28 protein-coding genes, 1 pseudogene and 1 CRISPR repeat array are annotated in these 20,410 nt (G+C 34.5%); of the genes and pseudogenes, 7 read left to right on the plus strand and 22 right to left on the minus strand.

Going from position 1 to position 20,410, the window contains the following annotated elements:
• The 7 genes from A9G42_RS13055 to A9G42_RS00645 form a co-directional block, all read right to left on the minus strand.
• Entirely contained in the window at window positions 1–171 is a 171-nt protein-coding gene (locus A9G42_RS13055) for a DUF2635 domain-containing protein (RefSeq protein ID WP_081297895.1), read from the minus strand.
• Window positions 161–805: a phage tail terminator protein gene (locus A9G42_RS00620; RefSeq protein ID WP_065652344.1), complete on the minus strand. Its 645-nt coding sequence runs from the start codon at window positions 803–805 to the stop codon at window positions 161–163. The genes A9G42_RS13055 and A9G42_RS00620 overlap by 11 nt, the downstream gene beginning before the upstream one ends.
• 373 nt (window positions 806–1,178) lie before the next feature.
• Window positions 1,179–1,463 (minus strand): lysis system i-spanin subunit Rz, encoded by a 285-nt coding sequence (locus A9G42_RS00625; RefSeq protein WP_442903186.1) that lies wholly within the window; start codon window positions 1,461–1,463, stop codon window positions 1,179–1,181.
• 244 nt (window positions 1,464–1,707) lie between these two features.
• Window positions 1,708–2,244, minus strand: coding sequence for a lysozyme (locus tag A9G42_RS00635; protein WP_065568054.1), 537 nt, complete (start codon window positions 2,242–2,244; stop codon window positions 1,708–1,710).
• The gene (locus A9G42_RS13060) at window positions 2,204–2,428 is read right to left on the minus strand and encodes an HP1 family phage holin (RefSeq protein ID WP_081297896.1); all 225 of its coding nucleotides are present in this window, start codon (window positions 2,426–2,428) and stop codon (window positions 2,204–2,206) included. The genes A9G42_RS00635 and A9G42_RS13060 overlap by 41 nt, the downstream gene beginning before the upstream one ends.
• Window positions 2,429–2,634: 206 nt before the next feature.
• Window positions 2,635–3,093 (minus strand): type II toxin-antitoxin system YafO family toxin, encoded by a 459-nt coding sequence (locus A9G42_RS00640; RefSeq protein ID WP_065568055.1) that lies wholly within the window; start codon window positions 3,091–3,093, stop codon window positions 2,635–2,637.
• Between the two features lie 5 nt (window positions 3,094–3,098).
• Window positions 3,099–3,626: a hypothetical protein gene (locus A9G42_RS00645; protein WP_065642946.1), complete on the minus strand. Its 528-nt coding sequence runs from the start codon at window positions 3,624–3,626 to the stop codon at window positions 3,099–3,101.
• A 427-nt stretch (window positions 3,627–4,053) separates the two neighbouring features.
• Between A9G42_RS00645 and A9G42_RS00650 the strand changes: the two genes are divergently transcribed.
• On the plus strand, window positions 4,054–4,245 hold the full coding sequence (locus tag A9G42_RS00650; RefSeq protein WP_065568057.1) for a hypothetical protein: 192 nt from the start codon (window positions 4,054–4,056) through the stop codon (window positions 4,243–4,245).
• Here A9G42_RS00650 and A9G42_RS00655 read toward each other — a convergent pair.
• The 8 genes from A9G42_RS00655 to A9G42_RS00685 form a co-directional block, all read right to left on the minus strand.
• Window positions 4,238–4,933 (minus strand): endonuclease, encoded by a 696-nt coding sequence (locus A9G42_RS00655; RefSeq protein ID WP_065652345.1) that lies wholly within the window; start codon window positions 4,931–4,933, stop codon window positions 4,238–4,240. The genes A9G42_RS00650 and A9G42_RS00655 overlap by 8 nt on opposite strands.
• Before the next feature lie 1,256 nt (window positions 4,934–6,189).
• On the minus strand, window positions 6,190–6,546 hold the full coding sequence (locus A9G42_RS00660) for a hypothetical protein (RefSeq protein WP_065652346.1): 357 nt from the start codon (window positions 6,544–6,546) through the stop codon (window positions 6,190–6,192).
• A gap of 205 nt (window positions 6,547–6,751) precedes the next feature.
• Window positions 6,752–6,886, minus strand: a complete 135-nt coding sequence (locus A9G42_RS14570; RefSeq protein ID WP_143426066.1) for a RepB family plasmid replication initiator protein — start codon at window positions 6,884–6,886, stop codon at window positions 6,752–6,754.
• Window positions 6,887–7,220: a CRISPR direct-repeat array (repeat unit 29 nt; unit sequence CGGTTTATCCCTGTGTATACAGGGAACAC).
• Between the two features lie 179 nt (window positions 7,221–7,399).
• The gene (locus tag A9G42_RS00665; protein WP_065568060.1) at window positions 7,400–7,753 is read right to left on the minus strand and encodes an antiterminator Q family protein; all 354 of its coding nucleotides are present in this window, start codon (window positions 7,751–7,753) and stop codon (window positions 7,400–7,402) included.
• Window positions 7,754–8,073: 320 nt separating this feature from the next.
• Complete coding sequence (locus A9G42_RS00670) at window positions 8,074–8,730, minus strand: hypothetical protein (protein WP_065568061.1); 657 nt, start codon at window positions 8,728–8,730, stop codon at window positions 8,074–8,076.
• Between the two features lie 2 nt (window positions 8,731–8,732).
• On the minus strand, window positions 8,733–9,503 hold the full coding sequence (locus A9G42_RS00675; RefSeq protein ID WP_065642948.1) for a hypothetical protein: 771 nt from the start codon (window positions 9,501–9,503) through the stop codon (window positions 8,733–8,735).
• Window positions 9,503–9,730, minus strand: a complete 228-nt coding sequence (locus tag A9G42_RS00680) for a helix-turn-helix domain-containing protein (protein ID WP_065652347.1) — start codon at window positions 9,728–9,730, stop codon at window positions 9,503–9,505. Before A9G42_RS00680 ends, A9G42_RS00675 begins: the two co-directional genes overlap by 1 nt.
• Window positions 9,714–9,971 (minus strand): transcriptional regulator, encoded by a 258-nt coding sequence (locus A9G42_RS00685; RefSeq protein WP_065652348.1) that lies wholly within the window; start codon window positions 9,969–9,971, stop codon window positions 9,714–9,716. Before A9G42_RS00685 ends, A9G42_RS00680 begins: the two co-directional genes overlap by 17 nt.
• A gap of 127 nt (window positions 9,972–10,098) precedes the next feature.
• Here A9G42_RS00685 and A9G42_RS00690 point away from each other — a divergent pair, with 127 nt between their 5' ends.
• From A9G42_RS00690 to A9G42_RS13750, 6 genes are all read left to right on the plus strand, one after another.
• Window positions 10,099–10,797: an XRE family transcriptional regulator gene (locus A9G42_RS00690; protein ID WP_141673667.1), complete on the plus strand. Its 699-nt coding sequence runs from the start codon at window positions 10,099–10,101 to the stop codon at window positions 10,795–10,797.
• Between the two features lie 81 nt (window positions 10,798–10,878).
• Window positions 10,879–11,649 (plus strand): HipA family kinase, encoded by a 771-nt coding sequence (locus A9G42_RS00695; protein WP_065568064.1) that lies wholly within the window; start codon window positions 10,879–10,881, stop codon window positions 11,647–11,649.
• Window positions 11,642–12,526 (plus strand): hypothetical protein, encoded by an 885-nt coding sequence (locus A9G42_RS00700; RefSeq protein ID WP_065652349.1) that lies wholly within the window; start codon window positions 11,642–11,644, stop codon window positions 12,524–12,526. The genes A9G42_RS00695 and A9G42_RS00700 overlap by 8 nt, the downstream gene beginning before the upstream one ends.
• A 346-nt stretch (window positions 12,527–12,872) precedes the next feature.
• Entirely contained in the window at window positions 12,873–13,112 is a 240-nt protein-coding gene (locus A9G42_RS00705) for a hypothetical protein (RefSeq protein WP_065652350.1), read from the plus strand.
• A 65-nt stretch (window positions 13,113–13,177) separates the two neighbouring features.
• Window positions 13,178–13,447, plus strand: coding sequence for a hypothetical protein (locus tag A9G42_RS00710; protein WP_143426064.1), 270 nt, complete (start codon window positions 13,178–13,180; stop codon window positions 13,445–13,447).
• Window positions 13,448–13,511: 64 nt separating this feature from the next.
• Window positions 13,512–13,676 (plus strand): hypothetical protein, encoded by a 165-nt coding sequence (locus tag A9G42_RS13750; protein WP_176700707.1) that lies wholly within the window; start codon window positions 13,512–13,514, stop codon window positions 13,674–13,676.
• Between the two features lie 664 nt (window positions 13,677–14,340).
• On the opposite strand, the gene A9G42_RS00715 is transcribed toward A9G42_RS13750, so the two are convergent.
• From A9G42_RS00715 to A9G42_RS14010, 7 genes and pseudogenes are all read right to left on the minus strand, one after another.
• Complete coding sequence (locus tag A9G42_RS00715; RefSeq protein WP_065642951.1) at window positions 14,341–14,940, minus strand: hypothetical protein; 600 nt, start codon at window positions 14,938–14,940, stop codon at window positions 14,341–14,343.
• Window positions 14,941–15,103: 163 nt separating this feature from the next.
• A pseudogene (locus tag A9G42_RS13065) lies at window positions 15,104–16,192 on the minus strand (IS3 family transposase); the annotation flags it as partial.
• Window positions 16,193–16,762: 570 nt separating this feature from the next.
• Window positions 16,763–17,008: a hypothetical protein gene (locus A9G42_RS00725; RefSeq protein ID WP_065652353.1), complete on the minus strand. Its 246-nt coding sequence runs from the start codon at window positions 17,006–17,008 to the stop codon at window positions 16,763–16,765.
• Between the two features lie 43 nt (window positions 17,009–17,051).
• A complete protein-coding gene (locus A9G42_RS00730; RefSeq protein ID WP_065580099.1) occupies window positions 17,052–17,297 on the minus strand; it encodes a hypothetical protein in 246 nt (81 codons plus the stop codon).
• A 3-nt stretch (window positions 17,298–17,300) separates the two neighbouring features.
• Complete coding sequence (locus A9G42_RS00735) at window positions 17,301–18,896, minus strand: VENN motif pre-toxin domain-containing protein (protein ID WP_065652354.1); 1,596 nt, start codon at window positions 18,894–18,896, stop codon at window positions 17,301–17,303.
• 484 nt (window positions 18,897–19,380) lie between these two features.
• Window positions 19,381–19,764, minus strand: a complete 384-nt coding sequence (locus tag A9G42_RS00740) for a DUF596 domain-containing protein (RefSeq protein WP_065587967.1) — start codon at window positions 19,762–19,764, stop codon at window positions 19,381–19,383.
• A gap of 8 nt (window positions 19,765–19,772) precedes the next feature.
• A partial coding sequence (locus A9G42_RS14010) for a hypothetical protein (RefSeq protein ID WP_218837729.1) occupies window positions 19,773–20,410 on the minus strand: 638 nt, incomplete at its 5' end.

Genomic DNA, 20,410 nt, shown 5'->3' on the forward strand with positions numbered 1-20,410 from the left:
TTAGTTACCCTTTTTTTGTTTTAATTTGATGTTGGTTGTTTCTTCAACATCATTATTTGCCAGTCGTCTAGCCCAGTATTGGTTAAACTCAACATGACGACCGCCTTTAGGTAAATAATCCCCGTTATCTGGGTCATATACCTGTTTGTTATTGATAGGTTTAATTATCATTATTGCCCTCATAGATATTATTATTTTGAAAATTCACCGTTACCCCCGAATCTAGTTCATTAATCGTTCCTGATAGAGTATCGAAGTTGCCAATGTTTAACGGGTTATACTGCGGAGGTTTGATGGCATCTGGGTCGTTTGGATCGAATTGCCAATCAGGATCGGGAATTGGATTATCAATAGCATTTAAATCAAAGTGTTGACGAGTATTATCAAAACCAACTTCGCGCACTGCACTAAAATTGAATTGATAAAAAAGTCTTCCCTGATCTAAATCCAGTAAACCGCCACCATCATATTGAATTGGATTATGCGATGGAGAAGGTTCAAGACCGAGTAAAGCTCGCCAAAGTTCGGTTTTTATGTTTTCGACAATGTCATATGCTTCGTGTTGACCTTGTTCATCTAATGGTTTTAATACAACAATAACCCCAAAACTTTCTGTCACATTTTGCCAATAATCTGTTTGTGACTTGTTATCTTGTGCTCTATCATCAAGCGGAACAACATAAGCGGCAGGTAATTTTAAAAGTGCCGTATCTTTAATAGCTGAAAACGCAGCAGCACCGCCAACCCGACCTGCAAAGCTAGGGCTAAAATGGCGTAATGTGTGAACGATATGTGATAATTTCATTGTGTAACCTGCTTCATTGAGTTGACTAGATCTGTAGTTAACGTGTTTTTACGCCATGATGATTCTTTCTTTAATGTACCAATCATGAAATTTTTAAACGGAGTAATCCTTTATGGAAGCCTGATTTGCTATAACAATAACTAGCAATATCAAGCATTACGATGTCGAGACAAATGGTGGAGATAATTTTTCGCTCGGTTAATTGCAGATTTTAGCTATCTATATTGAATAAATTGTTTTATCAGCATTATCTAGCTGTAGGTAGTTCATATCTTTTTATATAAAACGCATAACACAAAAAATTTCGTTTTAGATATGTTAAGCATGCTTTATGCCAATGTGTATAGTTGCATCCGTTTATCATATCTACTGTTTATTTGCACATAAACTCTGTATTATTCTTGGGTGCAATCTCTTTACAATAGTATTCTCGCCAACCATCAATCATGGCTTTGTTGTAGCTGATTGCGCTAGTGAGATGGTAATAATCTTGTTGAGAAGCTCTTGCAAGTCGTAAGGCTTTGCTAGCAGTACTGCTGGCGGTGACACTATCTCGTTTGACGGATTCGACTTTGACGCGCAACTCGATAAAACCATTATCGATATCATGACGTAAAACCGCTGTTTTAGCTTGTCCATTTTTTATCGCCTCAATAATGTTTGATTCTCTTTTGTTACTTCATTGTTATCTTGTAGCTATTTTTCGTACTTTTCTTCAGCTTTATTTGCTCTCACCACTGCAAGCTTTTCATCTTGCCGACATTTGTAGGCGAAATAACAAACAAATAGCAACATACTAATCAATGATATATTTACTTTTGATATTTTTAACATGATGAACCACTCAACAATAACGAGACAAATAAAAACCAACCCCCAGCCGTTGACACCTTTGATAGCCATTATCGATGCGATGATAAAACATAAGATAGACATAACGCCTTCTCCTTTTCTCGCCTGATTACTAAGCCTTTTAGAGCCTTACCACCTGCTTTATTCCACCTTGGGAATTCATTACAAGCCGCCTTATAATCACCGTTATTCAGATGCTTATACATTGTTGATGTTCGCATTTTTGTACATCCAACGTTAAAGGTAATTGAGGTCACAGCGTCAAAAACAGACTGGGGAAGATGAAAGCCTTTAGCATAGCGATTAACACATTGTTCAGCCGTTTTTATGTCATTGACCCAACGCTTTGCTATCTCATCATCAGTATAAATTTTTTGTTCAATATGATTACCCGTTGAGCCAATCCCAACCGTTAATATGTTAGCCGGGCAATAATAAGGCTCTCGTACGCAGGATTCAGCATTACCGATTATTTCCAGACCCGATTGGCTTGTTCTTATGTCATCTGAGTAGTTGGTAATAACAATACCGATTATTACCGAAACACTACAAATCGCACTCTTCGCTATTTTTGTGGTATTTCGCATAGTATTGCTCTCTCAAGTTTTTTTTATGATAAAAATCTCGGCGCTTATATAACCAATTAATAATAAATGTCGCTATTGATAAGATAATACCTACAATAATGGCAATATCATTTAAACTAAGTGCGCCTAAAAGCGTGCATAAAGCGCCCCAGAAATAAGACATCGGTGATGAGTATCTTTCCATGTTAAATATCTTTATGTGAGTTAATAAGGTAACAGCGTACTAGCTATATTGAGTTGTGTGCGTGTCTAGCTTTGCTGTCGATTCTTTGAAAGCCCCCGAGCGTATCTATAAATCAATTTGTTGTCTTGAATTATAGAAAGTGGCGTAGGGGTAACTTTGGATATAAAAAACCGTAATTAAGCGGTGAATGTAAAATATCTCGTGGGCTAATCAGTTGCACAATATAACTCGAATTCTTGTTCTTGATATTTTTCAGCCAATTGACAAAATAAATTTAATATTCTTCTTTCTTTACTTTTCTTATGAGCATGTGGTCTTAATATTGCTAACAGCGCAAATCTCTTAGGATTAAAATCTGAAATAACATAAACAAGAAAAATATCCTTATTAGGCTCTTTAGTGGCGTTGCATCTATAATATTGAGGCTGGTTCTTTGGGAATCGGTTTGGAGGCAACTTTAAATGAATATGTTGAACATTTAGCTCATAGAGCCTGTTTGGTTGCCTATACGGAACATCACGTCCAAAAATATCAGGCACTTTTGTTCGATTACTTTCTATATATTCTTTAAAAACACTAATTAATTGATTTTCAAAATTAGGGAATTCTATAAATGTATCAGCAAATAAATATCTGGCTTCCTCTAAAATTATAACATCAACCATGATTACTAAGCCTTGTTTTTGATTTCGCTTAATAATTTATTAGTTGTATTGTTTGCTAACGATAAAATATGAGTTGTATTTATTCCACTATTATAATAAGTTGGAACCACATCAAGTGAATCCCTTATTTGCATTATTCTTGTAATTTTATTTTTCAAAGACAATATTAAGCGAAGTGAATCTTTAATATCCATCTTTGTAATTAAATTATTATTTATGAATGTAAAAGCTGAGGACTCCACAGAAACTAAATTTTTTAGCATTGCAGAAAAGTCATAATTTTTTATAAAATCACAGGAAAAATCATCAGTTATTTCATATAAAATATTTTCTGAATCTTTCAATGCTTTAACCAAGTCAATATTAAAATAATTGATTACTTTATTTTTTAAATTTATCATTTTAATATCTTCGTGGTTAATTTCACTTTTTGTTTGATACTGAGAGGACAAAGCCATAGCTCCAGACGCAGCTGAATTCAAAGAGACTAAACTCGTAGATAACAATACCGCAACTGCTACTTTACTCTTCATTATTATATTGCCACAATTAGAATTGATGAAAAAATCCTTAGGAATAACGGAAAAATTATATTCAACTTAAAGTAGCAATACAACAACTATTTATCTTTTGACAGATAAACCACAAAAATACATATAAGACTTCATTAATTTTATTCGGTAATAAATCTATAAAAAATTAAAATTAGTTAGATAAAGATTGTTGACCTTTAGTGTAAGTTAACTTACAACAATAAACATCAAGTAAAGGACTTGATAAGGTAAACCCCCGACCTAAGACAAGGGCTTAAGGAGAAGAAAAATGAAAAAGAAAATATTCATTTTAATTCTGCTACTTTTGATAAACTCGCCAGCATTCTGAAGTAGTTCAAAGGAGAAGGAAACCTCTCCGATAACCTTAAATATAACAATTTAATTTTAAAAAATCAAGGCGGATAACATGGCATTAACAAGAGTTGAAATTAATCAAAAAAGTGACCAAAAACGAGGAATTAAAGTGAAAGGCTTCAAACTACACGTTGATGATATCGCATTAATTGAACAAGCAAGTAAAAGCTTAGATATTCCTCAAGCCAAGCTTATTGTTGATGCTGTGAAATTTTACCTTGATAACAAAAAAGCCTCTAATTGAGGCTTTCTTTATTACATTGCTCTGTAATAAATTTATTATCATGACCCTGAATTTGTTTAATTTGTTGATTGCGCTTGCATTCCCATTGTTCAGGCGGATACATTTTATTCCACGCTGTCATTAATTTGTGCTCAGAATCCGATAAGTTAATGTTGTATTTATCTGACATATAAAAATGAGTGCGTGCAATTATGCCTCGAATCTCGTCACGTGGTTGAAATTGACGAGCTTTAAAGTCAACTGCAGATTGACATTGTCCATACTGATTAAATTGATTAGTGAATTGCGAGTATCGGTAGTTAGAACGATCACCGTTAACTTCGCCAATTGCAGGTTGTAGATTATGCATGTCACCTTCCATCAGATTAAACGTAGCATCTTTTTTACACGCCTTACGTCCACCATCTCGCCAACATTGTAAATGGCGCCCAAAATTTTCGGCTGGCATGACATGTTCCCATTCTATGCGAGAAGCTCGAACTTCATTTTTTCTGGGTTTGTAACCACATTTACCAAAATCAACAACGCCCTTTTTATCGTTAAAGCTAAATTCGCAAGCGCAATAAAACTCAGTTTGTTTTGGGTTTGATTTATACAATTTAGTTAATTGGTTTTTTGCTGTATTAAAGTTTTGTGTTGAATTAGCAAAAAAAGAAACAAGCACAAGCGAGATGATAAACTTTTTCATAAATCCGTTTAAAAAACAACTCCAAAATAAATAAAAATATCGAGCGTTCTAATTAAAAATCATCGCACTCAATTAACTATAAGTACCAAGCAAGAAACTTGAAAAAGTAAACCCTCGATCTAAGTTGGGATAAGGAGAAGAAAAATGAAAATACTAATCATTGTTCTTCTACTCCTATTTAAGTTTTCCAGCTTTTTAGTAGTATCAAAGGCGAGAAGAGCCTCGCTTTTGATCTTAACTATAACAATAAAATCTTAAAAAATCAAGGTAGTTAAGATTGCATTAATTAATGTAAATAAGTGAAAACTTAGATAGTTTGCAAGTTTAATTTATGGTTGATACGGTAAAGCTTTGTCTATGAGGTTTTATCTATAAAGTTTTGTTTAAATAGTAAAAAAGCCTCTAAATGAGGCTTTCTTTTAAATTCAATAATGAGCGATGCTCTTGTAAAGTTAATGATTTATGATATTTTCTTGGATTACCACACATCCAACAAGAACAGGCTACCGGTGTTATTACATGCTTTTTAAGCGATTTTCTAGTATTGCCAGAATGAAAATCATGCTTTCTGTTATCTAAACATCGCTTAGCCTGATATCGTCTATATGCTCGTGCTCTCATAAAATGACTTACATATGGAAACAAAAAAAAGCCCAACTATTTTAGTGGACTTAAATTCTGTGCGCTTAAAAACGCATCATGTACATATCATATATTTAAACGTTTAAACAGTCAAGTGTTTTATTGTATATTTCACGCTTTTTTTATTACTATATAATTTGTAGCTCCATTTCTAGTGTATGAATAATTTTAGGCATAGAGTTAAAATAAGGTAGTTTTGTGGTAAAAGCATTAATGTTACCTTTCACCATCACCTAAAAACTTCAATAGAATCAATGAGTTTTCTGAATGACTTTTATCATACCCGATTTGCCGTTTTTCTGTTATATCATCGCCTTTGTTCCTGATATCGTACACTAAGCTACACCTAAACGTACTTTATATCGCTAATCAGATGTTTTGATATAACTAAATAGCCCATTTAATTTGAGCCCACGTTTGGTAATAACCTGACATACTTATATTTAACTGGCATGGCATTTGTCCATTTTGGGGCGAAGCTCACTCATTGCTTCTAAAAGCACTGGTATATCCTTGTGTATACAGGGAACACAATATAATAATAGGGCTTTAAATAGGTTTCGCAAAACCTATTTAAAGCCCTATACATGCGCCCTATACAAATTCATTATAAATCAAAAAAAGGCACATTTATTTTTTTTGATAGAATCATTCAACTTTTTAATAAGTTTTGAGTGTACATTTTTAGTTAATGAACAAAACATATATTTGCTTTGGATTTCTCTTATAACGAAATATTTTTCGTTATAAGAGGATTCTTCATCACTAACTACAGAATATAATTTTATCTTCAAATGATTTGGCAACTTATCAAGTATTAATGTGACATTAGAAAAATTTAAATCATCAATTATAAATTTTTCTTCAAAATGATTTAATTCAAAAAATGTAAACCAATCAGAATTGGTATAGAATAAATCATAATATTTATATTTAGTAAATATTTTATTTTTAATAAAACTAAAACTCATTTACTTAACCTCTAATTGATTTTTTAATATATCAAAATTATCTTCACCTAAAATATTCATTAGTGATTCATTATGATTTGATAAAATACTTGAAACTTTTAACTTCATAAAATTTTTCCCCATTTCTTTTATTTTTCCCAAGTAAAATTCTGCTCATAATTTATTCTCCAAAAAATTCGCATCTGGGTCAACTTCAATGAAAAATTCAATATCTGTAAATGAACGTCCAATTTTTTGGTTCATATGAAATATTGAGATCATTTTTATGATTAATTTCATTGACAGATTTATCTATAACAAAACGTTTTAGATCGGACCACGTCAAAAATTTGTCATTAATACAGTTATCCCTGTGCATACAGGGAACACGGCGTTAGCTAAATCAAATTAACGTAAATATACGGTTTATCCCTGTGTATACAGGGAACACGATGTATGTTTCGTTATCAGCCTTTTTTACGGCGGTTTATCCCTGTGTATACAGGGAACACCGCAACTGCCGAACAGGTTCGAGTTCGTAAAGCGGTTTATCCCTGTGTATACAGGGAACACATTAGCAATATTTGAGCCGTTGACCTTCAGCTCGGTTTATCCCTGTGTATACAGGGAACACATAATTTAATTCATTCCTATTCTGACAGAATGCGGTTTATCCCTGTGTATACAGGGAACACTCTAATTATAACTATTTGTTTTATAAATAAAATAATTAACTAAAATTTTCTACCAATTTTTAAGCGCTTTTGCTAAACCGCTTATTCAACGACCAATTAGATTATATCAGACATAACATTTTGTTTTAAATAAATTTTAATTAACAATCCAAAATACCTCTTTTTATAATCATGGTTATCTACGCCACTTTTGGGAATAATTCAATAATGTGCCCCCGTATAAAACATTCTGCTGCTAATAATATTTTTGTCATTTCTGTTGTTTGCTTACCTAATATTTTTGCTTGCTTACTGCATGAAATGTCACGTAGATAAAAAGAGGTTAATACCGCCCAATATTCAATATTATCCGCTTTGAGCCTTAAAACAGCATTATCAACAATCTGCGCTTCATCTTCTGTTAAATACTGACGGTAATTAAAATCCATTGGTGCGCCGTCAATACCTGCTGACTTAGAGGGGTATTCGGTTCCTATGCGCTTTAAAATGCGTGTGTTTTTCCAGGCGGTTAAAATATCTTTCGTATCTCTCATCATTTTCTCCTTCATTTTTTAATCTTGCTTTATACTCAGCTTTTATCTGTTTGGTTTGTTCCGTCGTGTGTTTTGGGATTCACGATACTCTTTTATTCATCCAATCTTTTTAATACCTATTTTTTTAATCAATTCATCCTCTATTCAATGATATTTCCTGATTTGTGGTTATTATGCGCTAAGCCTTGTTTGTGGACATTTAGCGCATAAAATCGTAGCGATATTTGCTACCTTTTTTTCAAATCTACCGCTTGTTTCAGGTCTACAACATAGTCATACGCTATGTTATCTAACATGTGATAGAACCTAACTTACAGTGATTAATGCTTTGTAGCACAAGCTTTAGCTGTTTTTAGCATCTGTTTAATGTTAGCAATATGCATCAGACTTTTACTTGATGCTCCCTGCTCGGTTTTACATTCAAGCATTGCGAACGTATTTTCTGGTTTTGGTAGATAATAATTAGCGCGATCTTGCGTTAATAGCCCTGTAAAAACCGCATGATTTATAGCGTCAACTCTTTTTTCTTTATCACTGCCTAATGAGACAAAGACTTCAGCAGTACGACCATGCATCATTGATTTATCAACAAGCCGTTCATAGGTATCAATAAACGTTCTTCTTGCGCCAATTTTGTCGCCATTTTGATAGACAATTTTTGCTTGTGCCCATGCCTTTGCTATTTCACCCGTCCATACAACGGTGTTAGTTTCATCACTAGCCAGTATTGCAATTGCCCATGCTTCATCTGGTGACAGATGATTGCTTGCACCACCCATTAGTTTGATTAAATCCGCAGGCTTCGGCATAAATTGACTTTTTCTTACCCATGCGTTTGCCGCTGCTTTTAATGAATTAATCGGATATTGTCCAAGCGTTGACCAGTAAATATTGACTTTAGTTGTGCTTGCTTGTTGCCCGTAAAGCTCAAGTAATCCGCCAATAACTGCTAAAAAATCATCTGTGATCTTTGCCATTACTAACTCCTCATGCTCTCTAGAACGGCTCTATTTCGTTCAGCAAGGGTCATGAATTTAGGTTTGTTAGATTGGCTAAATTTTTGATATTTACCTGCATTGCGTAACCAGTTATTAAACGCCGCATTCCAATCAATGTATTTTTTACCGTTAGCCAAACAGTAATCCCTAAATTTCACAAACTCATTATCCAGATTGACGTTTTCATTTATCGCTATATCTCGATGATGTTCGTTCGGTTTAAATTCATCAGGCAACTGACATGCCCGTTTAGGGTTTTGCGGTTTATCCGCAATAATATCTGTAGTATTCTCTGTAGTAGTTTCTGCAGTAATCTTTGTAGTATTCTCTTGATATAACGAACTTGATTTTGTAGTCATCTCGACATCTACATTGTAGAGATCGGGATGACGACTTTTTATTTGTCGTGATGATTGAATTATAGCGTTGGCGAAATCACTCAAAACTTGATTAACTTTTTCGTTATCAATTTTGTAAAACGTTTTGTGCTCTAATCTTTTTTCGGTAACAATTAACACACCTTTTTCACATAGCTTTTTTATTGCCGTTCGTTGCTCGTTATGTGTTAAGCCTGTTTCATCCTCAAGTTCATCACGTGTTTTATACACACCTAAATTGGACGTTGCCTTATCTTGCCAATAAAATAATTGTGAGAATAAAACAGCAGGGCCAACTCCCCCGAGAGGTTTCGCTAAGCGAGGATAATAAGCGTTAGGACGTCCTATTAATTTTAATGTTTCAACAGCATTCATTAATTGACCCTCATTGAGTATTCAGCGTATTTCTTACCGTTTTTCGCTGTAATCATTCGTTTATCAATGCTAAATCCGATTTGTTTTAAATCGTAAATTGGCGCGCCAAGCCTAAAGCAATCATATTTATTTAGCGCTGGTAACGGATTAATCGTTTTGCCACTTTGCAAGTGGTTGAATATTTTTGCGCATTGGCTACGTGTGTTTTCGTTATTTAATGTGTTCATTATCGCCTCTGTCGTCATTGTTCTGTCTAGGTTGAAAAATTTTTGATATATCTGGTTTGATATCACAAGCGGTAACGGCTCCATTAGTTACTTTCTCGATCAAAAGTGCGTTCTCAAGGCTAATTTCAGATAAGCCATGTAACCATTTCCAAACTGAGGTTTGCGTTTTACCACATGCATCAGCTAATTTTTTTTGACTTCCAGTAAGCAAAATAGCTTTCTCAATTGCTTTGTTTTTCATAAAACCCCTTGTTAACAACTTATGTTGTAAAATATTAGCTTGTGTTTTTGTTAGTGTCAACAACTTAAGATGTTTTACTTTATACAACTTTGGTTGTATTTTGTTTTAATAAAAAGGAGATTGAAAAATGACATTAGCAGATCGATTAACCAAAATAATGAAAGAAAAAAAGATTTCTCAAGCAAAGCTTGGAGAAGCGATTGGAATGTCTCAGACCACAATATGGAAGTTGATGACAGGTAAAACCAAATCAAATAGAAATTTATTGAAGATCGCTGATTATTTAGGTGTTTCGGTGGAATGGTTAGCTAAAGGAGAAGGCGCTCCGCTTAAACAACAAAAAGATGGAACGCCGATGAGCGAATTATCAACAAGAGAAGTGGATGAATGGGATGATAAAACTCCGTTGAATGAAGATGAAGTTGAAGTCCCATATTTTAAATCAATCGAACTTGCAGCTGGACATGGCTGTTCAAGCATGGAAGATCACAACGGCTATAAGCTCAGATTTAGCAAATCTTTCTTTAGAAGAAAAAATGCACAAAAAGAGTTTGTTGTTTGTTTTCCTGCTAAAGGAAATAGCATGGAGCCCGTTATTCCAGATGGAGCAACAGTTGCTGTAAACACACTACAAAAAGATATTCGTGATGGCGATGTTTATGCAATATGCCAAGATGGATTGTGTCGGTTAAAAAGATTGTATTTATTACCAGCAGGAAAAATTAGAATCGTTTCGTACAACTCGGAGGAATACCCAGATGAAGTCGATGATGCGAAGAATATACAAATAATCGGACGAGTATTTCATTGTTCATTTGAAATGTGATTGATGTTATTAAGGAAACATGACTCACTGCTTTGGCGATTTTTAAATAGTTTAAATCAATAATGTAAGGAATGATGTTTGATGGCAGACAATATGGTAAAAGTAGGAAGAATTATTAGTGATTCGGAACCTATCGAAGATGGCATAAATAGTTCTTTCAGATGTATCGCTTGTTGTGATAATGAAGAATATCCTGTTGTAGCGAAGTATATAAAAGGCATTGAGATATTAAAAGAATTAATTTGCGCAATATTAGGTAGACTAATAAATTTACCAATTCCTGAACCCATATTACTATTAGACCAAAATGATGTTTTCTGCTTCGGTTCTCTTGATGTTGGGTATCCAAATCTCTATCATAAATTAAATATTCAAGATCCATATTATATTGAATTTCATTCAATAATTAAAAACTGGAGCGCCCTTGAAAGTGCGTCTTTTTTTGATGAATTTATTATCAATCGCGACCGACATTCTGGTAATTTATTATACAATGGAAAAGATATAGCTATGATTGATCATGGTTTATCAATGCCATTAGATAAATTTACACCAGACTATGAGGAAGATTGGAATAATATATTATTTAATCATTTGCTATGTAAATTTACCGAGTTATCTTGTGAACATAAATTAGATAAAATTGCGCTATGCAACAGATTAACTATTTGGTGCGAAGAAATAGAAGAAATAAATAATAACAATCTAATAGCTAAAGCTATTAATAAAATACCTATTGCTCATAAATCGAAAAATGAGTTACTATATTTTTTAACTAGCCGTAGTGAATTCATTCAAAAAATCATAAACAATAGAATTAACCCAAACCAGATGGATTTTGTAAATGTTTGATAGTAATAAATTATTATTCACAATGTCAAAAGCGCCAACCTATAAAGCTATTTGGGCTCCAATTTATTTTGAGCCAATCATAGGCTCTGGAGAAAAACTTACTATCGCTGTGGTAGCTGTTAGTGAAGGGGGTGAATTTAAAATTAGACAATCTATTAGACAGTGCGTGGTTAAAGCTATGTATGGTAACAAATCAGATCAGTTTAACGCTCTGATTGAATTAATTATTTCTAGCCTTACTTCACATCTAAGCAAAACAAAAATTCTAGAAAACTGGAACGTTCCTATGCAAGGTGTTGTTTTGGGTAAAATAAAAAGCACCTCATCCGGTGATATTATCGGAGTTCTTAGGCAAGCGGTGATGCTAACATCAAGCCTATCGTCCCTTGATTTTTATTCTAACGATCAAGAGAATGACCAATATTCATCAGATAACACTTGGTCAAAATTATTAAAAGATATAACTATAAATAATCATCCAAGCTTCGATCGTTATTTTGATAGAGAATTTAAGGTTGTATCAGAAGCTAGAGCTGCTAAGATATTTTTCCTGAGTGATCGCTCGGCAATTAATACCGAAAGATTAAGACCAAATAACATAGGGACAGATTTAGATAAAAACAAAGCAAGATTGTTAGATTTATTTGCTATCAAGGATCATGATAATCTCTTTACACGAAGTACACATGAGCTTATTGTCTATAGACCGACTGAAGATGATATCACATTTAGCAAGCGACAAATGAAGCGATTAAATGATGCTTTATTAACGCTAGAAGAAGTTGGAGATAGGCACTCAATCATAGTTACCCCTGTAAACACTCCGCAGCAAGCATTAAAAAGAATTGAGCGGGCTGAACTCAATCTTATAGCTTAAATCCCCCCACCCGTTTCATGCGGTTTTTTCATGCCTAAAATTCCTCACCTACAACTTCAAAACACTTTATCGCTCAAAAAACAAGCAATCAAACAACAATTAATTGCACAGAAACAACAATTTAACAACTCCCCCAAAAAATAACAACTTTAGATGTTGATATTAATAACAACTTATGTTGTAATTGTCACATCAAAACAAATCACCTTAACAAAACAATTAAGCAATAGAGCGGTTTTGATAGATAGTCGAACGGCACGGCGTTAAACCTGCGTCGGGCACTTGGTGGGTTCATGAAGAACGGCAATAAGGCACAACAAATAATTTGATAACAAAGGGATAAAACATGGCTAAAAAAGAAATTGAATTAACGCTAATTGTCGAAATTGACGATAACGGGGATTTATTCGCAAAAACACAGGTAAATTTCGATTCAAAAAGTTTGAAAACGATAACAGAGAAAGCTTTCGTTATATATCTCAAGGAAATACTGTCACAACACGCACAGCCGATTGTCGCATCAGCTCTTGCGCTTGCTGAATTGAGAGAAAAATTATCATTATACGAACATGAGTTAGACGATTAAATCAGTGCTCAAATCAAAGCGCATTTAAACAAGTGCGCTTGAATTTGAAATAAGAAAGGAGATAGATGATGTTACATAGAGCTGTAGAAAATAGTTACGAAAATGCTTATTGCAACATGATAAACAATACCGAAATGCAAGACGCTAAAGATGAATGGATTGAAACCAGAGCTGAAGAATTAATCAAGAATTTTGACAATGATAATGATTGGCAAATTATAGAATTACTAAAAATAAAACTAGAAAGTAAAAGCATTGACGCAGACCTTTACAACCAATTTATAACTGATATTTGCTACTCACAAGCCACACTTGAGTATAGCCAAACATTCTGACAGCTGGAAAAACAGCACATTCTACATCCGTTTGCCTTTTTTGAGGGCTTTTAGGGAGCTGATTATGACAAATAAAGATTTTGTAAATTCAAAACAAACCGATAAGTTCAACAAAGATTACAAACTAAACAAAAGCGAGCAAATATACGCCTTTTTTTGTACCTTGATTTTATCATTTGGCGGGCTATTTATGCTGTTTCACTGGATGTTACATATTGCAACTGATTAAAAGATAGAAAATGGCAGAGAAAACATATTTTAAAAAGGCATTCAAATCACCTTATAAATGGTAATGTTTGAATATTTTTCTCAGTTATGATACGTAGTAACCTTTATTTAATCTGACATTTAGTGTAGCCTATCCACTACTACAATTTACTAGGGTTTATAATCTTCATACTCCCAAGCAAAATGCCTTAAAAGTTTTTGCCGCTTATTTCCTGAAGAGCTAATTTTCCGACCTATTCATAGCGTTTTTTGAATAGCTGTTGCGACTATACCCCAAGGTTTTACGATCTTGATGAAATTTAGCTAACTATTTATATATTTTCACCTATTTTTAATTCACCTATATGTGTTGCTATAGGTAAATTTTTATTTTCTTCTCTTTTTTTGCGCCTTTCTTCCCTATTTCACTTCTTTGCTGTGTAGTTAAAGCTTTAGCCCTTGCCAAACTACCATTACGTTTATTATTCATATTAATAACTCATTAAATGCAAATTAAAGTTATTATTATATTGCATTATATATGTAAAAATTAACCATTATGACTTAAAGCAAACTTTAACTTGAAATTTAATATTAGCTTGATCAGTCAATTTTATATAATAAAAAAACCCTCTAAGAGGGCTTGATGAGTGTGTTTGTCAACAAATATGAGCACTAATGAAACATTAGTTGCCTAAACAATTTTCGACTTTTTGCTTTTCGATATTCAAGGTATTTAATATAATAGACGGGTTGGCTCCATTCCAGTTACCGACAGGGTTAAACCCATTATTAGGTATTGAGCCTGTCGTGGACTGAGCCTGAGTAATATTATTGAAAAAATATTGAGTATTATTTTTGTCTTTATCTTGTTTTATCGATAAAGTGTAACGAACATAGTTTATTATTGGGATAAAAGATTGTGGATTGTTATACTGCGTTAAGCCGTCAACAACAATAATATCATCATCAAAATATTGTCTTGCTCCGCTACTAGATGATACCGTTACAGAGGGTATACTGTAATAACGGCCGCTAGCACCAACAAAGTCATTAGAATTATCAGACAAAACAACATTCCTATCCCTTATGTTTTGTAACACACAAACCTTAATGTCTTTCATACTTTTATCTATGTGACTAGTTAAAGTATATGTATCGATCAGTTTATATTCATTACTATAATCTTTATATGTCACACCACTAAATGAACTTAAGTTACTATCTACTTGAGCACATCCAGCCACCAAAAAAGCCACCATACTGGCAATCATTAACTTTTTCATACCATTCTCCTTAAATAATTATTTTGGTAATGGTATGAAATTTTGCCAATTAAATCAACGATGCTTTAGCAAAGCCTCCTTTTTTAAAACGTCTGGTGGTGAACGGATGTATAATGGTCAAGTATTTAAACACCCATTTAGGTTGTTCTGCAATAGTCAGTGGTAAACCGGCGTTAAAACTATGTGGTCGTCTTTGGTTATAATAACCGAATAAGTAACAGAACATGTCTGACTTGGTTTCAACTAAACGACGATAACCGGCCTTGGGGATCTATTCACTTTTCAAACTACGGAACAAGCGTTCAGTAGGCGCATTGTCCCAACAATTACCACGATGGCTAACCCTTTGTATTATTCCATAACGACTAAGGCGATGCCTGAATGCAACTAATAAGTACTGGCAACCTTGGTCAGAATGGAACATTAAAGCTTTTGGTTTACCTCGTAAAGACCAAGCCATGTCTAATGCACTAATCACTAATTGACTATCGGCTTTATCTGATACGCTATAACTCACTACCCGTCGAGCGTACAAATCGGCTACTATCGCCAAATAACCCCATCTTCCTCCCGCCCAAATATAAGTGATATCGCCTGTCCATACCTGATTTGGGATAGTCGGGTTAAAGTTCCTTGATAGCTTATTGGGTAGTTCAAATTGTTCCTCGGTTGCACGGTTAAAATGCCTTGCTTTGGGTTGCTTACTGTATAATTTTGCCTCTTTCATTAATTTTCTCACCTTATAACGACCCATCTTGATACCTTACTGGTTCAGTTTTGTGATTATCGTTCGACTGCCTGCTGAGCCTCTACTTTGTTTGAAGAGGATTTCACCTGTTGCCGGCGTTATTGCCTGATTTTGTTTTCCGGAAGCAAACGAGGGTTATAAAATGCTGCTTGAGATACTGCAAATAATGCGCAAAATCTATTTATTGGATATTGCTCGCTTAACTGATAGCTTAACGCATATTTTTGTATTCGTCCGACATTAAAAGAACGGTAGCCTTTTTAGTATTTCTTCCTCCAATTTAAGTCGTTTTACCTTTTTCTCCATGGCTTGAATTATTTGTTGCTCTCGGGTTAGCGCTTTTGATTTGGGCGTATAGCCATCAAGCACTAACTTTAACTAAGCAACCCAACGGCCCATTGCTGTTTACTTATCCCCATTGTGCTGTAGGCTTCCTGTACCAATTACCCGTGTCGCTGCACCTCGTTTAAATTTTACTGTAAATTTTTGTCGATTTATTGTCATTATTCACCTCATTTTGATAATTCTTGCGCTTTCTGACTTGTTACGACTGGTTGGCATCGATGGCATGCCACTGGAACTAATGCCAACACTGCTGCTACTGACTTTATAGTCCGCTTTGTTTTCGATATCACTAAAGCTTATTGTACCCGTATCAAGGCGGTTTTACTGATATCTTTCGCTTCCGAGGAGATGACTGCCCCTTTTAGGTCGGTGTTGTTGTAAAAGAGTTCATGTTATTCTTAGCTATCATTCTTAAAATAAAAAATAAAATAAAATCAATATCTTTTCTGACCAATTTTTGTGAGTAAAACGGTGGATTGGCGTGTTATTTTGTATTTTGAATAGGGAAAAACAAGTGCACTATGTGTAAAAATCAATTTAAAACTATTATTCTTCAGTTATTATTAGAGGACTTGGTGACAGTGTTAACTGCCACCAAATAAAAGCTTTATAAGCTATGTCAGGTTAAGTTTGAGCTACTACAATTAAGTAAAGACTTTTTCGATTTCTTGTTTTAATAAATCCACAACTTACCTCTTAAAAGAATTGGAACCACTACGTATAAACTGATTATTTATATCTATCTGGAATAAAATCTTTATGCTCTATACTTTTTATAAGTACTAATAAATCATCTCTTCTCCACGATAATTCTTCTTTATCCATGCATGCTGTATATTGGTTTATTTGTTCATCAGAACAATATTCCAACATAAAATTAATGCAATCTAGATATATAGTAATTTCACTTTCGGAAAGCCTTAAATCAAATAAAGTCACTGCATTAGCAACATATTCTTGTTTTAATAAATCCATAACTTACCTCTTAAAATAATTGGAGCTGCTACGTATAAACTGATTATTTATATCTATCTGGAATAAAATCTTTATGCTCTATACTTTTTATAAGCGCTAATAAATCATCTCTTACCCACGATAATTCTTCTTTATCCATGAATTCTGTATGTTGGTTTATTTGCTCATTGGTACAGTATTCCAACATAAAATTAACACAATCTAAATATATAGTAATTTCACTTTCGGAAAGTCTTAGATCAAATAACGTTACTGCATTAGCTACATATTCTTGTTTTAATAAATCCATAATTCACCCCTTAAAATAATTGGAAAACTTACCCCTGAACTCTTGCAGTTTTTCACTACTTGGTCGTCCCCAACGACCATCTTTAATTCGTTTTGTCGTATTGTTTCTAGGATTTTTATAAGAAGTAACAACTTCACCATCCGGTTCAATAATATGAACTCTACCATTAGGGCCTAAGACAACCCATCGACCATCATCCTGAACAAGAATATCAGATGGCCTTGAGTTTTCAATATCGTTAATCACTTGACCTACTGGGCGTCCTTGTTTATTTCTAATTTCCGCATGCTCTCCTCGAGTTATTTCTGCGTTTATAGCATAATCTCGCCAATCTTTATCTGGGATCTGATTTCCACCAGTATCATGGCGAATATCAATATCATCTAAACCACCATCATGCCCAGTGTGATTTGGGCCTAATTTATCTGGATCTATAGGCGCGTACCCTGGGAAAGGAGGAGTCAGCTCTGGAATTGGATACCCTTCTAATTTGGGTTGATCATTAGGATCTATGGCTATTGTGTTTTTATAATCATTATAATAACGCTCATAAGTTTTTCGTACTGCGTCTTCAAGGAATTCATCTCCCATTGGATCGACTAATGCTAGATCAATTAGTCGCCGTTGTTCCAAAGTTAGGCTTTCTAAAAACGCTTGTGATTCTGCTGCTGTAAGACCTTTAGCCATCAATAGATCTACGGCATTAACACTAACTTGAGCGCCAATTTCACTTGGGCGTACTAGATACCACGTAGCTTTAGCTAAATTATTATTCTCAACCGCATTTTTCCCCGCAGCAATCCCCGTATTCACATCTTGGATATCTCCACCAGATGCTGCGATGGCAAGACCTGTAGCTAGTTGGGATAGTGCGCTGATTTTTTGTCGCTCTTCTTGCGATAACTCTGTTACTGCTTTATCCGGATATAAAATGCCCGTTATGACTTCAGCACTACGTTCACTCGCTGCTGCCCCTAAACCTCCCGCTAAGGCTGAGTTGCCTTGTAGCTCAGCAACTACTGCGCCCAGTATAGCATGGCTAATTGTGTTGGCGACGGTGTTTCCTTCTGTCTGTTGTTTGATTATGGTGGCTATCTTCGGTGCTAATGCCCCCGCAACAGCCCCTGTCATGTCGCCCGTGATTAGCCCATTAATAATGTTAACCGCCATTTCAACGCCTTGACGGGTGTCACTGCCCATCGCTGACATCCCTTCGTTCATCGCATCGTTGTAGGCCTTTTCATAGATTTTCTGTTCCTGCTCGTCGGTTAAAACGAGGCCTTGCTCTTTCGCTTTTTTTTGCTCTTCTTTTAGCTTTTTGTTCGCTGCAGATTCTGCGCTTATGCGGTCGATATGATTGAGCATGGTTAAGGTTTCACCGCCAATCTCACTCACTAAGTGTGTTTGGTCTATGATGTCTTGCTCTTTTTCTTTGTTAAAGATGTGTTTCAGTTCGTTATTCGCCTGCTCAGTATCTTGGCTTAAATCATCAATATCCTGTTGTTGTCCGTCCTTGTTGCGAATTATAATCGTGCCTTCTGATACCGCAGATTGCGTCGTCGAGTTTGCCTTCTCTGACTTATTACGACTAGTTGGCATCGATGGCATGCCACTGGAGCTAATGCCAGCACTGCTGCTACTGACTTTGTAGTCCGCTTTGTTTTCGATATCACTAAAGCTTATTGTGCCCGTATCAAGGCGGTTTTTGCTCGGGCCTTCGGCTTCCGAGGAGATGACCGCCCCTTTTAGGTCGATGATGTTGTAAAAGAGTTCATGTTATTCTTAGCCATCATTCTTAAAATAAAAAATCAAATAAAATCAATATGTTTTCTGACCAATTTTTGTGAGTAAAACGGTAGATTGGCGTGTTATTTTGTATTTTGAATAGGCAAAAACAAGTGCACTATGTGTAAAAATCAATTTAAAACTATTATTCTTCAGTTATTATTAGAGGACTTGGTGACAGTGTTAACTGCCACCAAATAAATAAAAGTTTTATAAGGTATATCAGGTTAACAAATTAACTATCACCCTTAACTATTTAATGCCCAAAATTTACAAGAAGCTTAAACAACTCAGCAAACTAAGTCCACTCTAACGAACCATCTTCATTAACCCACACCGCTTCTGCTGGACAAGACTCATCAAAAAACCAATAATCATCCATCAGTTTTTGTTTATCAAACATGTCGTCTTCTGTTTTTGGAAAAGCATCATAAAACAGTTTGACTTGTTCATCGATTGAGCCTCCTAATAACTGACCATTTTTTGCTAATTTAAGTCGACCTTCTTTTAATAATCTTTTCACAAAATAAAAAAAGAGTTCTTTTCTCTCTTGAAATGGAAATTTTTCTTCATTAGATTTTAGAGAAGGGAACATATCAGGGGCAATACAATTCCATAATCCACTAAAAGTTCTTAGTTCTGACCAATCAATAATATTTTTATAATCATTTTCATTTATCATATTTTTTCCTACCTAAATTTAATTTCTGCTCCAGTTCTCAACCCTCTATATAAATTTGTTAAAGTTGGGCTATTTCTTATATCAATAGTCCAACGAGCACCTGTATTAGAGCTCGATACATTTCTTAATGTAATATTTGTACCATCTTGTAATCGTGCTGTATAAATACCATCTCTAACTTTGGTTAATGGCTGTCCAGCTAGTTCCTCCGCATAATTATATATTTGTTTATCGGTCAAATTTTGGCTTTCGTAAATTCGAGTGGAGTAACGATTTCCATTAGCACCTTGCCGAATAGTTTGCCCATCAATTTTTAAATCTGTGGTAGGGTTATTTTTATCGTAGATATCTTTTAATTCGTCAAATCGCTCTTGTTGTTTTTGTTTTTGTTTTTGATATTTTTGGCTATTTTCATTTTGTCGCTTATCATTATCTCCGTCATCATCAGGCGGTAATCCTGGGGCTCCTCCAGCGACAACACTTCCAGAGCCAGCAATATTATTACTGTCTGAAGAGCCACCAACGCCGTTGTTTTGTGAAGTACTTGAATTACTTTCTTGCCCATGAATTAGCGGTATTCTGTCTGCAAAATCAGCGATAAGAAAATCATTTTTATTTTTATTTAGAAAATCTATTTGTTCTTCAG

The organism is Gilliamella sp. Nev6-6, from assembly GCF_001690605.1.
Taxonomy (GTDB): domain Bacteria; phylum Pseudomonadota; class Gammaproteobacteria; order Enterobacterales; family Orbaceae; genus Gilliamella; species Gilliamella apicola_C.

What these genes read in the sequence shown, in the direction of transcription:
- A9G42_RS13060 (WP_081297896.1), bottom strand. Translation starts at nt 2,428, where the DNA reads ATGGAAAGATACTCATCACCGATGTCTTATTTCTGGGGCGCTTTATGC.
- A9G42_RS13055 (WP_081297895.1), bottom strand. Translation starts at nt 171, where the DNA reads ATGATAATTAAACCTATCAATAACAAACAGGTATATGACCCAGATAAC.
- A9G42_RS00645 (WP_065642946.1), bottom strand. Translation starts at nt 3,626, where the DNA reads ATGAAGAGTAAAGTAGCAGTTGCGGTATTGTTATCTACGAGTTTAGTC.
- A9G42_RS00685 (WP_065652348.1), bottom strand. Translation starts at nt 9,971, where the DNA reads ATGAAAAACAAAGCAATTGAGAAAGCTATTTTGCTTACTGGAAGTCAA.
- A9G42_RS00690 (WP_141673667.1), top strand. Translation starts at nt 10,099, where the DNA reads ATGACATTAGCAGATCGATTAACCAAAATAATGAAAGAAAAAAAGATT.
- A9G42_RS00670 (WP_065568061.1), bottom strand. Translation starts at nt 8,730, where the DNA reads ATGGCAAAGATCACAGATGATTTTTTAGCAGTTATTGGCGGATTACTT.
- A9G42_RS00735 (WP_065652354.1), bottom strand. Translation starts at nt 18,896, where the DNA reads ATGCCAACTAGTCGTAATAAGTCAGAGAAGGCAAACTCGACGACGCAA.
- A9G42_RS00695 (WP_065568064.1), top strand. Translation starts at nt 10,879, where the DNA reads ATGGCAGACAATATGGTAAAAGTAGGAAGAATTATTAGTGATTCGGAA.
- A9G42_RS00635 (WP_065568054.1), bottom strand. Translation starts at nt 2,244, where the DNA reads ATGCGAAATACCACAAAAATAGCGAAGAGTGCGATTTGTAGTGTTTCG.
- A9G42_RS00715 (WP_065642951.1), bottom strand. Translation starts at nt 14,940, where the DNA reads ATGAAAAAGTTAATGATTGCCAGTATGGTGGCTTTTTTGGTGGCTGGA.
- A9G42_RS13750 (WP_176700707.1), top strand. Translation starts at nt 13,512, where the DNA reads ATGACAAATAAAGATTTTGTAAATTCAAAACAAACCGATAAGTTCAAC.
- A9G42_RS00620 (WP_065652344.1), bottom strand. Translation starts at nt 805, where the DNA reads ATGAAATTATCACATATCGTTCACACATTACGCCATTTTAGCCCTAGC.
- A9G42_RS00650 (WP_065568057.1), top strand. Translation starts at nt 4,054, where the DNA reads ATGGCATTAACAAGAGTTGAAATTAATCAAAAAAGTGACCAAAAACGA.
- A9G42_RS00660 (WP_065652346.1), bottom strand. Translation starts at nt 6,546, where the DNA reads ATGAGTTTTAGTTTTATTAAAAATAAAATATTTACTAAATATAAATAT.
- A9G42_RS00680 (WP_065652347.1), bottom strand. Translation starts at nt 9,730, where the DNA reads ATGAACACATTAAATAACGAAAACACACGTAGCCAATGCGCAAAAATA.
- A9G42_RS00740 (WP_065587967.1), bottom strand. Translation starts at nt 19,764, where the DNA reads ATGATAAATGAAAATGATTATAAAAATATTATTGATTGGTCAGAACTA.
- A9G42_RS00725 (WP_065652353.1), bottom strand. Translation starts at nt 17,008, where the DNA reads ATGGATTTATTAAAACAAGAATATGTTGCTAATGCAGTGACTTTATTT.
- A9G42_RS00700 (WP_065652349.1), top strand. Translation starts at nt 11,642, where the DNA reads ATGTTTGATAGTAATAAATTATTATTCACAATGTCAAAAGCGCCAACC.
- A9G42_RS00675 (WP_065642948.1), bottom strand. Translation starts at nt 9,503, where the DNA reads ATGAATGCTGTTGAAACATTAAAATTAATAGGACGTCCTAACGCTTAT.
- A9G42_RS00710 (WP_143426064.1), top strand. Translation starts at nt 13,178, where the DNA reads ATGATGTTACATAGAGCTGTAGAAAATAGTTACGAAAATGCTTATTGC.
- A9G42_RS00655 (WP_065652345.1), bottom strand. Translation starts at nt 4,933, where the DNA reads ATGAAAAAGTTTATCATCTCGCTTGTGCTTGTTTCTTTTTTTGCTAAT.
- A9G42_RS00730 (WP_065580099.1), bottom strand. Translation starts at nt 17,297, where the DNA reads ATGGATTTATTAAAACAAGAATATGTAGCTAATGCAGTAACGTTATTT.
- A9G42_RS00665 (WP_065568060.1), bottom strand. Translation starts at nt 7,753, where the DNA reads ATGAGAGATACGAAAGATATTTTAACCGCCTGGAAAAACACACGCATT.
- A9G42_RS00640 (WP_065568055.1), bottom strand. Translation starts at nt 3,093, where the DNA reads ATGGTTGATGTTATAATTTTAGAGGAAGCCAGATATTTATTTGCTGAT.
- A9G42_RS00705 (WP_065652350.1), top strand. Translation starts at nt 12,873, where the DNA reads ATGGCTAAAAAAGAAATTGAATTAACGCTAATTGTCGAAATTGACGAT.